General features: G+C 61.8%; 10 protein-coding genes, 1 tRNA gene, 1 pseudogene and 1 riboswitch. Of the genes and pseudogenes, 6 read left to right on the forward strand and 6 right to left on the reverse strand.

Going from position 1 to position 15,071, the window contains the following annotated elements; all coding sequences use genetic code 11:
- Positions 1–71: 71 nt before the first annotated feature.
- Positions 72–824, forward strand: a pseudogene (locus B5F19_RS01120) (site-specific integrase); the annotation flags it as partial.
- Between the two features lie 240 nt (positions 825–1,064).
- Here the strand turns inward: B5F19_RS01120 and B5F19_RS01125 are convergent.
- Both B5F19_RS01125 and B5F19_RS01130 read right to left on the reverse strand, forming a co-directional pair.
- A complete protein-coding gene (locus B5F19_RS01125) occupies positions 1,065–1,961 on the reverse strand; it encodes a LysR family transcriptional regulator (protein ID WP_343219410.1) in 897 nt (298 codons plus the stop codon).
- Positions 1,962–2,293: 332 nt separating this feature from the next.
- Complete coding sequence (locus tag B5F19_RS01130; RefSeq protein ID WP_162612490.1) at positions 2,294–4,453, reverse strand: S-layer homology domain-containing protein; 2,160 nt, start codon at positions 4,451–4,453, stop codon at positions 2,294–2,296.
- Positions 4,454–4,719: 266 nt separating this feature from the next.
- On the opposite strand from B5F19_RS01130, the gene B5F19_RS01135 reads away from it, so the two are divergent.
- Together B5F19_RS01135 and B5F19_RS01140 are read left to right on the forward strand one after the other, a co-directional pair.
- Positions 4,720–4,795, forward strand: a tRNA-Gly gene (locus B5F19_RS01135).
- Positions 4,796–5,159: 364 nt separating this feature from the next.
- Positions 5,160–5,606 carry a (deoxy)nucleoside triphosphate pyrophosphohydrolase gene (locus B5F19_RS01140; protein WP_087286779.1) on the forward strand — a complete coding sequence of 149 codons (447 nt, stop codon included), beginning with the start codon at positions 5,160–5,162 and terminating at the stop codon, positions 5,604–5,606.
- Between the two features lie 142 nt (positions 5,607–5,748).
- Here B5F19_RS01140 and B5F19_RS01145 read toward each other — a convergent pair whose 3' ends face one another.
- Positions 5,749–6,366, reverse strand: a complete 618-nt coding sequence (locus B5F19_RS01145; RefSeq protein ID WP_087286782.1) for a folate family ECF transporter S component — start codon at positions 6,364–6,366, stop codon at positions 5,749–5,751.
- 87 nt (positions 6,367–6,453) lie between these two features.
- A riboswitch (THF riboswitch) is annotated at positions 6,454–6,590 on the reverse strand.
- Positions 6,591–6,740: 150 nt separating this feature from the next.
- Here B5F19_RS01145 and B5F19_RS01150 point away from each other — a divergent pair.
- The 3 genes from B5F19_RS01150 (at position 6,741) to B5F19_RS01160 (ending at position 9,644) form a co-directional block, all read left to right on the forward strand.
- Entirely contained in the window at positions 6,741–7,142 is a 402-nt protein-coding gene (locus B5F19_RS01150; protein WP_087286785.1) for a ribonuclease III domain-containing protein, read from the forward strand.
- 189 nt (positions 7,143–7,331) lie between these two features.
- Entirely contained in the window at positions 7,332–9,110 is a 1,779-nt protein-coding gene (locus B5F19_RS01155; RefSeq protein ID WP_087286788.1) for an NFACT RNA binding domain-containing protein, read from the forward strand.
- Between the two features lie 264 nt (positions 9,111–9,374).
- A complete protein-coding gene (locus B5F19_RS01160; RefSeq protein ID WP_087286791.1) occupies positions 9,375–9,644 on the forward strand; it encodes a DUF6514 family protein in 270 nt (89 codons plus the stop codon).
- 385 nt (positions 9,645–10,029) lie between these two features.
- Here the strand turns inward: B5F19_RS01160 and B5F19_RS01165 are convergent, their stop codons facing one another.
- The 3 genes from B5F19_RS01165 to csaB all read right to left on the reverse strand — a co-directional run bounded on the left by B5F19_RS01165 (position 10,030) and on the right by csaB (position 15,070).
- Entirely contained in the window at positions 10,030–12,039 is a 2,010-nt protein-coding gene (locus B5F19_RS01165) for a pyruvate carboxylase subunit B (protein WP_087286794.1), read from the reverse strand.
- Positions 12,040–12,305: 266 nt separating this feature from the next.
- Positions 12,306–12,437: a hypothetical protein gene (locus tag B5F19_RS18170; RefSeq protein ID WP_255378357.1), complete on the reverse strand. Its 132-nt coding sequence runs from the start codon at positions 12,435–12,437 to the stop codon at positions 12,306–12,308.
- Positions 12,438–12,847: 410 nt separating this feature from the next.
- Positions 12,848–15,070 (reverse strand): polysaccharide pyruvyl transferase CsaB, encoded by a 2,223-nt coding sequence (csaB, locus tag B5F19_RS01170; protein ID WP_087286797.1) that lies wholly within the window; start codon positions 15,068–15,070, stop codon positions 12,848–12,850.
- Between the last annotated feature and the right edge of the window lies 1 nt (position 15,071).

Below are 15,071 nucleotides of genomic sequence, written 5' to 3' on the forward strand. Positions count from 1 at the left end.
TTATCCTTGGACCGTTCCTCTGCGTTTACTTTGCAGCGCGTGACTTGGTGGGCGTATTTGCCGGGACGCCGTTAAGCAACTGGAAACGGTCTTTGAAGGCTGCCTTCTACACGGCGATTGAGGATGACTGCATCCGCAAAAACCCGTTCAACTTCGCCATAGCCGATGTCCTGGAGGATGACACGGAGGAAAAAGCCGCGTTGACCCAGGAGCAGGAGGACCGCCTCCTGGCCTTCGCCGGCAGCGATCCGGTCTACCGGAAGTATTGTGATGAGATCATCGTTCTGCTGGGGACCGGCCTCCGCATTTCCGAGTTGTGCGGATTGACAACGGACCTGGATTTTGAAAACCGCTGCATCCATGTGGACCACCAGCTCCTGCGGGACAGCGAGCTCGGCTACTATGTGGACGAGCCCAAGACCAAAAAGGGTGCGCGGCAGATCCCCATGAGCGAGAAGGTTTACCAGGCGTTGAAGCGGGCTGTGAAGAACAGAGGCAAGGCCGCCCCGGTCAATATCGGGGGCTACACCAACTTCCTGTTCCTCAACCAGAGCGACCTTCCCAAAACGGCGTCCTGTTACGAGAGTATGTTCCAGGGGCTTGTCAGGAAGTACAACAAGCACCACAAGCCAGAAGAAGCCCTGCCGAACATCACGCCCCATACCATGCGGCATACCTTCTGCACTCGCCTTGCCCACGCTGGGATGAACCCCAAAGACTTGCAGTACATCATGGGACATTCCAACATCACCATGACGCTGAACTATTATGCTCATGCGGATTACGCCTCCGCAAAGGCGGCGATGGACAGGCTGGCGGCGTAGTAGTAAGCCGCCGTTTCTACTACGGTTTTACTACTTTTCAACGCCAAGTGAGGCTCCGAAATGCCATGATATGCGGGGTATCTTCCGAAATGCAAAATGCCGGAAATGCTTGATATTCCAAGCCTTTCCGACATTTGCGGAGATTTGAAAAGATAATCAGAAAATCGGTAAAACTTTTATTATAAAAAAATCGAGACCTCCGCAGAAGTCTCGAAAAGTTATGCTGTATGTACGTCTGTGTTATAACTGATACACCGTCCGGACCGCCTTGAGAAACCGCCGGACCGTGGGCGTGGGGCGGGGGGAGTGGAGCAGGCCGTAGGGGATGGTGTAGCTCCAGTCCACCGGGATGGTCTTGAGCAGGGGGTGGACCTGCCGCCAGTTGTCGATGGTCATGAGGATGTCCTCGGAGTTCTCGCACTGGTTGAACACGTTGATGTTGAACATCTCAAAGTCCACAATGCGGATCTGGGGGTGGTCCCGCCACAGCTCGTCCCGCATCTGGTCCAGATACCGGTTCCAGCCCCGGCGGATCAGCAGGAAGTTCTCCCCGTGCAGATCCTCCACCGTCAGATGGTCCTTGGCCGCCAGGGGGTGGTAGATGGATACCGCGCATCGGATGGGCTCCCGGCTGAGCTCCAGGGCGGCGCACTGCCGGTTCTCCAGGAAATTCTGGTCGAAGAGCCCGGCCACAATGTCGATGTTCTGACCCAGGTTGCGCAGGATCTCCACCGAGTTCTCCGGGGTGTTCTCATAGGGGACCATCTTGAATTTGATGTTGGGACACTGGGTCTTGATGGCCGGCCAGAGATCCAGCAGGAACTGCCCCGGCGTCATGGGGGAGACTCCGATGCGGATGATCTTGTCCCCCTCCTCGGCGGCGTTCTTGGCCCGCACCACCGAGTCCTTGCAGTACTGTACCACATACTGGGCGTCCCGGTAGATGGATTTGCCCGCCTCGGTGAGCTTCAGCCCCCGGGGGCTGCGGATGAACAGCTTCAAATCCAGGCTGGACTCCAGGGAGGTGATCTGCTTGATCACCGCCGGCGGCGTGATGAACAGCTCCTCCGCCGCCTTGTTGAAGCTCCCCGCGTCCGCCACCCGGAGGAAGGTCTCCAGCTGGGGGTTGTACATCATGCGCGCCGCCGCCTCTCTGCCCACGTTCCAGGGCCTGTTTAAGGACTATTTTACTGTTTTCCAGTGGAAATAGCAAGGAAAAATATGCGGGCAGAAGATCGCCTGCCCGCGCGTTGCGGCGGGCTGAGACCTCCTGAATTTCGCTGCGGGCAGGGAAAAAGCCCGCCGCATCTTTTTCAATGCGGCGGGCTGCTGCAAAGTGATTTCTCGCCCTTCAGTTGTCGCTGTTTGGACACGTTGACACCTTTCAAACAGGACCTAGTCTGTCAATTTTCAAATGGGTGTTTGATATTCGTCACGACCAGATGATGTTTCGTCCCTCACCGGCGGGCTCAGGCCACGGTCTGGCAGAAGTTGGCCAGCACTTGAGCCACCTGGGCGCGGGTCGCGGTCCCGGCCGGAGTCAGCAGATGATCCCCGGTGCCGGACAGCAGCTTGGCGTTTACCGCCCAGGCCATGGCCTCCACCGCCCAGTCGGAGATCTTCTCCATGTCCTGGAAGCCCTCCAGGGGCTCGCCGTCCACCTGCACATCATAGCTTTTGTGCTGGGCATAGCGGTACAGGATCAGGGCCATCTGCTCCCGGGTCAGGGCGTCGTTGGGGGCAAAGCGGTCCCCGCCCACGCCGGACACCAGGCCGTTCTCCGCGGCCCAGGCCACGGCGGCGGCGTACCAGTCGCCCTCCTCCACGTCGGAGAAGTCCTCCCCGCCGGATGCCTGGGGTTTGTCCTCCATGGCGTACAGGGTCTGGGCCAGCATGGCGCGGGTCAGCGTGGCGCCGGGCTCAAAGCGGCCCTCCTCCACACCGGACATGATGCCCTGCTCATAGACATACTGCACGGCGGCATAGAACCAGTCGCTCTCGGCCACGTCCCGGAAGACGGGCCCAAAGACCGCGGAGACCGTCACAGGGCTCTCCGGCATGGTAAAGGTGTAGGTCCCGTCCTCCTGCCGGGTGAGCTCCACGGCCTGGTCCTGGCCGTCCCGGGCCTCCAGCTTCTCCAGCCGGTACCCCTTCTCGGGGGTGACGGTGAGGGTGATCACCGCGCCGGACTGGGCCTGGGTGCGGTCAGCGGAGAGACTGCCGTTCTCGCCGGCCTCCAGGGTGACGGCGTGGCGGACAGGGGCAGGGGCGGACACGCTTCCGCTGTCCTTGTCATAGGTCAGGTCCACCCGGTCAGAGCCGCCGATGGAGGCCCGGACCTGCTCCAGAATCTCCTCCATGTCCTCGGTGCTGCCCAAGGTCCCGATCTGCTCCAACGTTTCCGGGCTGATATACAACAGATTCGTCTCCGGGCTGGCATCCACGCTGTTCAAGGTCAGACTGGGCAGCTTGCTGTCCGCCTGGTAGGTGATGCTGGCCCCGGCCCCCTCCTGGGGCTTCAGGGCGCTGTTCTCCAGGGTGACAGAGGCCCCGTTCACCAGAATGGCGGCCGTCTGACCGCCCTGGACGGTGACGCCCTCCAGGCGGGCGTTCTCCGCCCCGGAGAAGGTCAGCACATGCCGGGCCTTGCCCCCGCCGGCAAAGCAGGCGTTCCGGATGGCGCTGTCCGCCCCGTCCACCGCCAGCAGGCTGTCAATCTCCGACTCTCCGGTATAAGTCACTGTGTGGCCCTGGCCGTTCAGGGTGACGCCGGCGGGCAGGGTCAGCGCCCCACCGGAGGACCGGGACTCCGCCTGCTCGCCGGAGCCTACGGATACGTTCTTCAGCAGGGTGACGGTCTTGTCCCCCTCGGACAGCCCGGCGGCCTCCAGGGCCTGGGCCAGCGTCTCATAGGAGGCGCCGTCCATCTGGGCCTCCACCCCCAGGTTGTCCTGGTCCAGGTAGATGTGGTCCTTGCCGGAGGCGTACTCGGTCCAGATGTACAGGGGTTGGCTCTCATTGGCCTGGATGGTCCCCTTTCCGCTGTCGCTCCACAGGGTGGGCTGTTCCTTGGTCTCGCTCTCGTTCACCAGAGCGGCCTGGGTCAGGTCCAGCTGGGCCTCCCGGCACACCTCGATACCGCCGAACTCATTGTTCGACACGTCAATGGTGCCGCTCATGGTCACGGAGCCGCCGCTGACCTGGATTCCGGCGTTGGCCTGCCCCACGGTGACGTTCTGGAGCTGGGCCCCCCGGGCCTCATACAGCTTGATGCCGAACTCGCCGTTATCCCAGCCCTCGGCGTTGGTGTTGGGCCCCTCGACGGTCAGGTCCCGCAGGGTGGCGCCGGCGGTCACCAGAATCCCGGCGTTGTTGGGGAACACATCCTCCCCCTCCCCTTTGGTAATGGTATAGCCGTTGCCGTCCAGAACGATTTCCTTCTCAATCACCAGTTGGCTGGAGAGTTCCACGCTCCCGGTCAGCTCCACAGTGGCCCCGGCCTGGGCCTGCTCCAGGGCGGCAATCAGGTCCTCCTCCGTCATAGAGGCCCCCTGGGCGTAAGACATCATAGGCGCCTGCGCGGCCATCAGAGACAGAGCCATCGCGGCAGAAAGGATTCTCTTGTTCATTCGAATACACTCCTTGTTACAGTGGCTTCCCACCATTGGACAGGTATTTCTTCTTTACATTGCTTGTACTGCAAAGTTTCATTCAACCTATTTCGTTGGTGGGCAATACGGATTTTAGCCCATCCTCCCTCCTTCCGTCAACCGGGAGTGGCTGGAAGTTTCCCTTTCTGACCCTGGCAGTTTTTCCTTTCGGAAATTTTTTTCAAATTTTTTTGAAAAACCCGTTGACAACCCGTCCAACTTCTGCTAGAATAACATCCGTCGCCGCGAGTGTAGCTCATCTGGTAGAGCGCCACCTTGCCAAGGTGGAGGTAGCGAGTTCGAGCCTCGTCACTCGCTCCAAAAAGAAAGGACTTCCTATCGGAAGTCCTTTCTTTTTGGGTTTCAGCCGCCAAAGGCGGCTTTCACCCTTTGGATTAAAATGCTCGGCGGAAGTGAATTCCGCCTGCGCCGAGGTTTTGCCTGCGGCAAAACGCTCGTACGGCGCAAAGGCGCCGCCGGCCAGAAGGCCGGTGGGGTGGTTTCCCCTATACCTTTTTGATATTTCAAAACATCGATTTTAACCGCCCCTTCTGGATTTGAATGCTCGGAGCGGCGGAGCCGCCCCTGCGCATTTCCCGCCCACAGGCCGGGAATTTACGGCGCACCCGCGCCGTCAGCCGCCTGGCTCAGAGAAAACTCACAGAAATATTAGGAGGCCTCTGTTATGACCCAAGTTGTCGCCGCCCTGATCTGGTCGGGGGATAAATTTATGATCTGCCAGCGTCCAGCCCACAAGGCCCGGGGCCTTCTGTGGGAGTTTGTAGGCGGCAAGGTGGAGCCCGGCGAGACCAAGGAGGCCGCCCTCATTCGGGAGTGCCGGGAGGAGCTGGCCGTCACGGTCTCCGTGGGCGGCGTCTTTCTGGAGGTCACCCACACCTACCCCGATCTCACCATCCACCTGACTCTGTTCCACGCCTCCATCTCGGAGGGCGCGCCCCAGAAGCTGGAGCACAACGACATCCGCTGGATCACCGTGGACGAGATCCCCCAGTACGAGTTCTGCCCGGCGGACCAGGTCATCCTGGCCAAGCTGAGGAGCCGGGAGGACAGCGCTGATACAGCCTTCTTCGGGGTTCCATGCGCTTTTTCGGCCGATTATTCCAAAAAATGAAACAGGGCCGCATCCGGGAGGAGGCCGCACAAGCGGCCCGCCATCTCACCGGATGCGGCCCAAAATATTTGGCGCTTTTGAACGGGTTCCCTGCCGGCGGGGAGTGTTTGCCAGGCGCGGCCCAGTTCTGCTCAAACACGGCCTAAAAAAACCGAATCCGCCCCTCGGTCTGATCGGGGATCAGGTCCATCCGGCGCAGGATGGGGAGCAGCGCCTGAAACAGGATGTACAGCGCCGCCGCCTTGGGGAGAATGGTAATCAGGTTCTTGGCCAGGCTGGGAATGAACCAGCCCAGGTATCCCCCGCCCCGGACCATGGTGCTCCACACCGAGCCCATGGCCGCATTCACCAGCAGATTCACCACCGCGTTGGCCAGCACCAGGTTCACCACGGTGATCCGCCGGCGGAAGAAGAACAGGGCGTACACCAGCACTCCCGCCATGGTGGACAGGGTGTAGCCGGGGAAAAAGTCCCCGGTGGGCTGGAGGACAAAGCCCAGAATATCCTCCACAAAGCCAAAGACCAGCCCCAGCACCGGGCCGCACACCAGGGCGCACACCGACCGGGCCAGGAAGCCCCAGGTGAGCTTGGTGTGCCAGATGGGGATGCCGGGGATCAGGGACAGGGCCCGGGTCACCGCAATCATCAGCGCCGCAAAGACCAGCAGTTTGAGGCACTTCATGGCCAGATTGGCCTCGTGCCAATAGGCGGGGGAACAGGGCGTTCGGTACAGGTTCATAGGGATTCGGATTTGCCGCATGATAAAAAACCTCCTTCTGTGTTCGGCAGCCCGTTTTGCGGGAATGCCGCACAGAAGGAGGGAACTTTATCTCCGCTCGGCCCATGCGGCAGCGGGATGCGGACCACCCACTGCCGCGTTTTGGAAACGCTGTTCGTCCGGCGGACAACTCCCCGTCCCGCCGGCACTGAAGGTCCCCCTGGCCCATTCCAGGCCGGGACCAGCACGTGTGGCCCTACTCTGCCAACGGGCAGTATACTCTACTTTTCTGAAAAAAGCAAGGAAATTCTGGAGGGCCCTCCCCCGCCGCCTCCCTCCCTTGTATTTCTCTGCCAAATATGCTATGATGGCATAACCGTTTTCCACTCCAATTTCATGCTATAACGAGGATCAATATGGATTATTTTCATCTGAACGCCAGCCGGGAGGAGCTGCTGAACATGAGCTCCCTGGGGCTGGCCCATCTGGGGGACGGGGTGTTTGAGCTGATGGTCCGCGCCTGGCTGTGCCTCCACGGGAAGGTCAAGGTAAAGGACCTGCACCGGGCCACCGTGGGCTATGTGGCCGCTCCCGCCCAGGCCGCCGCCATGGAGCGGCTGCTCCCCCTTCTCACCGACGAGGAGGCCGACGTGTACCGCCGGGGCCGGAACACCGCTCCCCACTCGGTGCCCCGGGCGGCCACCCGGGCCCAGTACCAGTCGGCCACCGGCCTGGAGGCCCTGTTCGGCTGGCTCTACCTCCAGGGCCGCACCGACCGCCTCAACGAGCTCTTCGACCACATCATGAACCCCCAGTGAGAGATAGGAGTTAGGAGATAGAAGATAGGAGATAAATTCCTAACTCCTAATTCCTAACTTAAAACTCCTATCTCCAAACTCCTATCTCCAAACTCCTATCTCCTATCTCCAAACTCCTATCTCCTATCTCCTATCTCCAAACTCCTATCTCCTATCTCATATCTCCTATCTGAAACCGAGGTGTTTCCCATGCCCTTAGACGCCCTCTGCCTGTCCGGCCTGGTCCACGAGCTGGACCAGACGGTCACCGGCGGAAAAATTGATAAGATCTATCAGCCCGGCCGGGACGAGATCCTGCTGGCGGTGCGCACCCCCGCCCACGGGAACGTGCGCCTGCTGCTGTCCGCCAACCCCAACCACCCCCGGCCCCAGCTCACCCAGATCTCCCGGGAGAACCCGGACACGCCCCCCATGTTCTGCATGCTCCTGCGCAAGCACCTGTCCGGCGCCCGGCTGCTGGCGGTGGAACAGCCACCGCTGGAGCGGGTGGTGATCTTCACCCTGGAGGCCCTCAACGAGCTGGGGGACCGGGTGGAGCGCAGGCTGGTGCTGGAGGCCATCGGCCGCCGGTCCAACCTGATCCTGCTGGACGAGTCCGGCCGCATCCTGGACTGCATGCGGCGGGTGGAGTCCAGCCTGGGGACCGGAAACGCCAATCAGCGCTCCCTGCTGCCCGGCATGTTCTACCGCCTCCCCCCCGCCCAGGAGAAGCTGGACCCCACCGCCCAGAGCCGGGAGGAGCTGGAGCGCCTGCTCTCCGCCGCCCCGGAGGAGGCCCAGGCGGACAAGTGGCTGCTGGACACCTTCAGCGGCCTGTCCCCCCTGGTGTGCCGGGAGCTGGCCTTCCAGGCGGGGGGCGCCACCGACCTGCGCCTGAACGTGCTGGGACCGGCCGGCCGGACACGGCTGCTGGACAGCCTGGAGGGGCTGCTCGCCCTAGTCCGGGAACACCGCCTCTCCCCCACCCTGCTCAGCCGGGACGGGGCCCCCTGGGACTTTACCTTCTTCCCGGTGGCCCAGTACGGAGCCCTGGTGGAGTGCACCCCCTTCCCCTCTTTTTCGGAGCTGCTGGACCGGTTCTATGAGCAGCGGGAGCACCTGGAGCGGGTGAAGCAGCGGGGGCAGGATCTGATCCGCTCGGTGACCACCGCAAGGGACCGCACCGCCCGCAAGATCGCCCACCAGGAGCAGGAGCTCGCCGCCACCCAGGACCGGGAGCGGCTGCGGGAGCTGGGGGACATCCTCACCTCCAACCTCTACCAGATGGAGCGGGGAATGGCCCGGCTGCGCACCGTGGACTTCTACGACCCGGAGGGAAAAGAGGTGGACATCCAGCTGGACCCCCTCCTCACCCCCCAGCAGAACGCCGCCAAGTATTATAAGGAGTACAACAAGGCAAAGACCGCCGAGGTGATGCTCACCCAGCAGCTGGAGAAAAACCGCCGGGAACTGGAGTACCTCAACAGCGTCCTGGACACCATCCCCCTGGCCGAGGGGGAGAAGGACCTCAGTGAGATCCGTCAGGAGCTCACCGACACCGGCTATCTCCGCCGCCCCTCCAAGGTCAAGGGCCGGGAAAAGCGGGTGGTCTCCAAGCCCATGGAGTTCCGCTCCTCCTCCGGCCTGCGCATCTCGGTGGGCAAGAACAACACCCAGAACGACCTGCTCACCTGCAAGCAGGCCTTCAAGAGCGACATCTGGTTCCACACCCAGAAGATCCACGGCTCCCACGTGATCCTGTGGACCGAGGGGCGGGAGCCCGACCTGCAGAGCGTCCAGGAGGCCGCCTGTCTGGCCGCCTGGTTCTCCCAGGCCCGGGACAGCAGCAAGGTGCCGGTGGACTACACCCCGGTGAAGTATGTGAAAAAGCCCGGCGGGGCCCGGCCGGGTATGGTGATCTACACCACCTACGAGACCGCCTGGGTCACTCCGGACGGGGAGCTGGCCAGGCGGCTCCGGGTCCGCTGAACAATCTCACATTTTTCCATTTTAAAGCTGTGGGAGCATCCGGAATCTGGATGTTTCCACAGCTTTTTCCACAGAAAAGAATTTTATGCGTGAAAATTTCCCCGGAAATTCTCGGAGATTCGACGGGGTATGACGAAAAAACACTCTCGCGTCCTCGAAACCAGGCGAAATGTGAGATATTTTTTCGACCAGTTTTTCTTCCTCTTTCCACAGGCACACTATATAATGTGGTCATGTGTTCTAAAGGAGAGGAGAAAACGCTACATGATGGAAATTAAAATTGCATCCCGTACCTGCCCGGACGAGCTGGGCCGCTCCCGAACCTTTCACTATTCCCTTACGGTGGATACCGTGGAGTCGGGAGCTTTTTCCTGCGAAAACTATGGCGTAAAGATCTCCGAGGATGACGGAGACACCGCCGCCGTCCCCGGAATCACCACCAGCGCTCTGCGGATCGACGAGCTGATGACCCTGTTGGTAGAGCACGGCGTGGGTCCCGCCTCTCTGCGGGATGTGGTGGACGACTGGCTGTAATGTTTCTCTGGCCGCTTGGTTTTTCCCGCATGTGCCGGTCTCTCAGCAAAAAAGCTGACCCATCTCACTGGATGGGTCAGCTTTTTTCAGGCTGTCGAAAAAGTCCAAAGACTTTTCCGACAGCCTGAAAAAATGCCAATACTTTCCCGCCGCTGCGCGGCGGAAAAGTCCTCGCTGCGCTCGCTGAATGCCTTGCCTTGCAAGGCATTCAGGGCATTCGTTCCCACTCGAGGCGGGCTGCCGCCCCCTCGAGCTCCCCCGCCCTAACTTGAGCGGATTCACCTATACAGAGGTTTTTTGACAAGCTGAAAAAAGCTGACCCATCCTACTGGATGGGTCAGCTTTTTTATTCTTTCACTTACAGCAACGCTGGCCGGGAGTACACTCAGCCCAGAACCACCAGCAGATCGTCGGTGTTGACGGTGGCGCCGGTGGCCACAGCGATGGACTTGACCGTGCCGTCCACAGGGGCGGACACCTCGATCTCCATCTTCATGGCCTCCAGCACGATGAGCACGTCGCCCGCCTTCACGGACTGGCCCACAGAGCACTCCACCTTGAAGATGCTGCCGGGCATGGGGCTGTTCACCGCAGTCTCACCGGCGGCGGGAGCCGCAGCCGCAGGAGCGGGAGCAGCGGCGGGAGCCGGCGCGGGGGCAGGAGCAGGCGCAGCCGGGGCCGCGGCGGGCGCGGGCGCAGGGGCGGGAGCCGGTGCGGGGGCCGCGACGGGAGCAGCCACAGGAGCGGCAGCCACGGGGGCGGCGGGGCCGTCCGCCTTGGCCACGGAGACCTGGAAGGGCTTGCCGTCAATGGTCACGGTGAAGGAGCCGGTCAGGTCCTCACGCTTGCCCATCTTCAGGTAGGCAGGCTGATAAGAGGCGGCGAACTGAGGAATGGGACGGCTGGTGTAGCCGGGCACCGCGGGGGCGGGCACCTCGGTGTAGTACACGTGGCCCTGCCAGGCGGGGATGGGGGCCATATCCTCCAGCTTGGGGGCGGGAGCAGCCTCCTTCTTGGGCTCCGCCTTCTTAGCCTCCTCCTTGGGCGGGAAGCCGGCCTCGCGGTCCTTGAAGAAGGCCATGGCCACCTGGGGGAAGGCGATGTAGCTCAGGACGTCCTCGTCGCTCTTGGCGGTGGCGCCCAGCTCCTTCTTGGTCTTCTCAAACTCGGGCTCCAGGGAGTCGGCATAGCGGCCCTTCACCACAGGGGTGTCGCCCAGGATCTTCTTCTGAATATCGGGGTCGATGGGGGCGGGAGTACGGCCGTACTCGCCGCGGCAGTAGGCCTTGATCTCCTTGCCCACCACCTTGTAGCGCTCGCCGGCCAGCACGTTCTGCACGGCCTGAGAGCCCACCATCTGGCTGGTGGGGGTGACCAGGGGAGGATAGCCCAGGTCGGCGCGGACCTTGGGGGTCTCGGCCAGGGCCTCGTCCAGCTTGTCCATGGCGTTCATCATCTTCAGCTGGGAGATCAGGTTGGACAGCATGCCGCCGGGGATCTGATAGTTCAGGCACTGGGTGTCGGTGGACATGGAGATGGGGTCCAGAGTGCCGTCCTTCAGGAAGTCGGCGCGGACGCCCTTGAAGAAGTCGGCCATCTCCACCAGAACCTTGTCGTCCAGATCCACCTGGTAGCCCAGCTGACGCAGGGCGTAAGCCAGAGTCTCGGTGGCGGGCTGGGAGGTGCCGCCGGAGAAGGGGGAGATAGCGGTGTCGATCACATCGGCGCCGGCCTCCACCGCCTTCAGGTCGGTCATGAAGGCCAGACCGGTGGTGCAGTGGGTGTGGATGACCAGAGGCAGCTCGGGCACCGCATCCTTGATGGCGGAGACCAGATCATAGGCGTCCTTGGGGCCCATGATACCGGCCATATCCTTGATGCAGATGGACTGCACACCCATGCTCTTCAGGTCCTTCACCATCTGGACGTTCTTCTCCAGGGTGTGAACCGGGCTGGTGGTGAAGCAGATGGTGCCGGAGGCGTGGGCGCCCTGCTTGTTGGTCTCGTCAATGGCCACCTCCAGATTGCGCACGTCGTTGAGTGCGTCAAAAATCCGGATGATGTCGATGCCGTTCTTCACGGAGTACTCCACAAACTTGCGCACCACGTCGTCGGGGTAGTGCTTATAGCCCAGGATGTTCTGGCCGCGGAGCAGCATCTGCAGCTTGGTGTTGGGCATCTTGGCGCGGATCTTGCGCAGCCGCTCCCAGGGGTCCTCCCGCAGATAGCGCAGGCATACGTCAAAGGTGGCGCCGCCCCACACCTCGGCGGAGTAGAAGCCGGCCTTATCCATGGTCTCCAGGATGGGCTCAAACTTGTCGTAGGGGAGGCGGGTTGCGATCAGCGACTGGTTCGCGTCGCGCAGTACCGTCTCCGTAAACTGTACCTTTCTCATGTTGAATCGACCTCCAAATACTCTTTGGTATTCTCAGAAAATTCGGATCTGCCTTCTCACTCAGCATTCCGGTCTGTGGCGCCGGCCCCAAGCTCGCCGGAAAACTCACTGGTATCTATTTTAGTATATCTTCCGCCGCAACGCAACCCCTTAAGTGGAAAACCTTACAATTTTCCCGGGGCAAAAAAAGAAAAACACCGCGGTCAGCCGGGAAGAAAGCTGCCGCGGTGTCTATATGTCCAGAACTGCAGTGCCGGGACTGTTCGTCACCGCTCGCTGCATGTATGGTCCTCCTTGTAGCCGTAGTAGGACTCCTCGCCGAAGATCAGATCGTCGATGTCCCGGTCCTCCCGAACACGGCTCCAGATATTGTTGGGCTCACGCTTCACCATTGTCATGCTTCTCACCTCCTCCTTTCTGTATTTTGGGTATAAAAATACCACCGCCGCCTACCGCAAACGATGGAACAAAGTTTTGAGTTCGTATGAGCCTGTGGGAATTCACTCTTACGCACACACCAATGCTCCAGCACGTCCGCTCTGGTCCTTCCGGGTCCCCTGCTTCTCCATCTGCTGAGCCATTGGTCTTCACTCCATTCTCTCGTGGTAGCGTTCTTCGCCCGCACGCCGGGGCGCGTCCAGTTTCTCTTTGGACGTTCGTTATTGTAAACCCAAACCTGTCATTTTGTCAAGTGCTTTTTTCAAATTTTGCAAAACATTTTTCTTGTTCCTGCAAAACGCCCCATCTTCTGCCGAAAAAGGCGGGGCCCAGGCGTGTGAAAATACGCCTGGGCCCCGCACATCCGTCATCAGGATTTTTTTGCGGCTGAACCCTCCAGCAGCTGGAGCAGCAGCTCCTCGTTTCTCAGCGCCGCCTGGGACAGGGCCTGGGACTTGTCCCGGAGGCGGGAGAGAACCACGTCGTAGTCCGCCATCAGGCGGTCGGCGCAGGCGATGGCCTCCCGGGCGTCAAAGCGCTCCACATGGCCGGCGGAGGGCAGCTCCAGCTCCTGGAGGTAACTCTCCACCTTGGGGTCGTACACCAATCCCAAGCAGGGCACCGCCATCCGGGCGGCGAAAATCAGGGTGTGCAGGCGCATCGCTACGCACAGCCGTGCCTGTCCCAGCACCGCCATCAGCTCCTGCGGGGTGCAGGAGGCCTCCAGCAGATAGGAGGGCTCCTCCATAGCCTGGCGCACCTGCTGGGTGGCGGCCCGGTCGTGGCCGGGCTGCATCATTAGAAACAGAATCTCCATGCCGTAGGCCCGGCGCAGGTGGTCGCACAGGGCGGCCAGCTGACGGGGAAACTCCCCCGTCCCAGGCCAGTCCCGCACGGAAACCGCCGCGAAGGGAACCCCCTGGGGCAGCCGGGCTGTTTCCAGCAGCTCCTGTCCCCGCGCCTCCGGGGCGGGGGGCAGATTGAACACCGGGTCCGCCGTCACATACAGGTCGGAGCGGCTCACTCCCATATCCTGGAGTTCCTTGGCGGAGCTGCGGTCCCGGAGGGTAACCAGAGCCGCCCGCTCCACCGCCTTTTTGACCCGCCGGCGGTTGGCCGGCCTGCTCACCGGACCGATGCCGTTGGCGTAGAGCATCACCGGCTTGTGGAACCGCTCCGCCAGCCGGATGATGGACAGATAGTAGAGAAGGGACCGGGTGGAGGTCCGGTCCTGCAGGAGGCTCCCCCCTCCCGACAGAAGCGCGTCACACCGGCGCAGGGCCTGAAGGACTTTCCATACCTGGAATCGGGGTACCGCATCCAGGCCGTACAGCCGCTCGGTCAGCGCCGGGTCGTTGGACAGGACCGTGATGGAGATGTCCTCGCTGGCGGCCACAATCCCCTCTTGAATGGACTGAAGGATGGCGTCGTCTCCCGCGTTGGAGAAGCCGTAGTAACCGCTCATCACCACGTTATACCGGCGCCGGCGCACCTGGTCGTACACCTTCAGGCAGTCCCCCGCCATCCGGCGCACCGAGTAGAAATCAAAGATCACCTGACGGCCGTACTCCCCCAGCTCCGCCTTCTTCTCCGGCGGGAGGGCCAGGGCGGCCAGCACATCCTCCCGCAGCCGCTCCGGGGTGGACATAGGCAGACCCCGGCAGCAGAAATTGCCCGCCTGGGCCTCCTCCAGCTTGTCCGGGCCGAAGAGCCCCTGATAGCCCTCGTTGCCCGCCACGATCACCGGCTTGGCCGCCGACATGGCCTCCAGAGCCGAGCGGGACACCCCCACAAACAGGTCCCCCGCCGCCACGATCTCGTTGATGTCGGTGCGGGGACCGGTCATCACCACGCAGGTGCGGCCCAGATCCGCGTTCACCTGGTCCGCTTGGGCTTTGATTTCGTCAAACACATTGCCCCCGCCGGTGATGATCAGCTGGATACCCGGCACTTCCCGGTCCAGATCCCGGGCAACCTGCACCAGCTGACGGGCCACCAGAGCCCGGTCCTCATCCATCCGGCTCACATAGGAGATCACCGGCTTTTGGGGGTCCAGCCCCAGCTCGGCCATCACCCTGTCCCGGGATACCTCCGGGGAGAACTTGTTGGTGTCGATGCCGTTGACGGTGACGGTGATGTGCTCCTCCGGCACCCCGTACTCCCGCATCAGATATGCCTTGATATCCTCGGACACAGCCACCGTCCGCTGCCCCCAGTTGGTGAGGTAGCGGAGCATCCCCCGGGTCTCAAAGACCCAGTGGGCGGTGGTGACAAAGGGAAAGTGCATGGTGGCATGAAGAGAGCCGCACAGAAAGGCGGGGATGCGGGCGTGGGCGTGGACCACATCGGGCTTCTCCTTTTGGATGATCTCCTTGAGAAGCTTCCGGGAGCGGCGCATATACCTTACGTTCCGCCGGTGCATGGGGACCGAGTAGTGGCGGATGCCCGCCGCCTTGATCTCGGGCACGTACACTCCCCCGTTGGAGGCGATGGCCACGTCATGGCCCTCCGCTTTCAGCTCCTTGGCCAGCTCCACGATGTGAGTCTCCGCTCCGCCGATATCCAGGCCCATGGTGGCCATTAAAATCTTCACG

It is taken from the genome of Pseudoflavonifractor sp. An184, from assembly GCF_002160305.1.
In the GTDB taxonomy this organism is placed as follows: Bacteria; Bacillota; Clostridia; order Oscillospirales; family Oscillospiraceae; genus Lawsonibacter; species Lawsonibacter pullicola.

Coding starts and splice junctions, on each gene's coding strand:
- B5F19_RS01125 (WP_343219410.1), bottom strand. CDS start 1,961: ATGATGTACAACCCCCAGCTGGAGACCTTCCTCCGGGTGGCGGACGCG.
- B5F19_RS01130 (WP_162612490.1), bottom strand. CDS start 4,453: ATGAACAAGAGAATCCTTTCTGCCGCGATGGCTCTGTCTCTGATGGCC.
- B5F19_RS01140 (WP_087286779.1), top strand. CDS start 5,160: ATGACCCAAGTTGTCGCCGCCCTGATCTGGTCGGGGGATAAATTTATG.
- B5F19_RS01145 (WP_087286782.1), bottom strand. CDS start 6,366: ATGCGGCAAATCCGAATCCCTATGAACCTGTACCGAACGCCCTGTTCC.
- B5F19_RS01150 (WP_087286785.1), top strand. CDS start 6,741: ATGGATTATTTTCATCTGAACGCCAGCCGGGAGGAGCTGCTGAACATG.
- B5F19_RS01155 (WP_087286788.1), top strand. CDS start 7,332: ATGCCCTTAGACGCCCTCTGCCTGTCCGGCCTGGTCCACGAGCTGGAC.
- B5F19_RS01160 (WP_087286791.1), top strand. CDS start 9,375: ATGATGGAAATTAAAATTGCATCCCGTACCTGCCCGGACGAGCTGGGC.
- B5F19_RS01165 (WP_087286794.1), bottom strand. CDS start 12,039: ATGAGAAAGGTACAGTTTACGGAGACGGTACTGCGCGACGCGAACCAG.
- B5F19_RS18170 (WP_255378357.1), bottom strand. CDS start 12,437: ATGACAATGGTGAAGCGTGAGCCCAACAATATCTGGAGCCGTGTTCGG.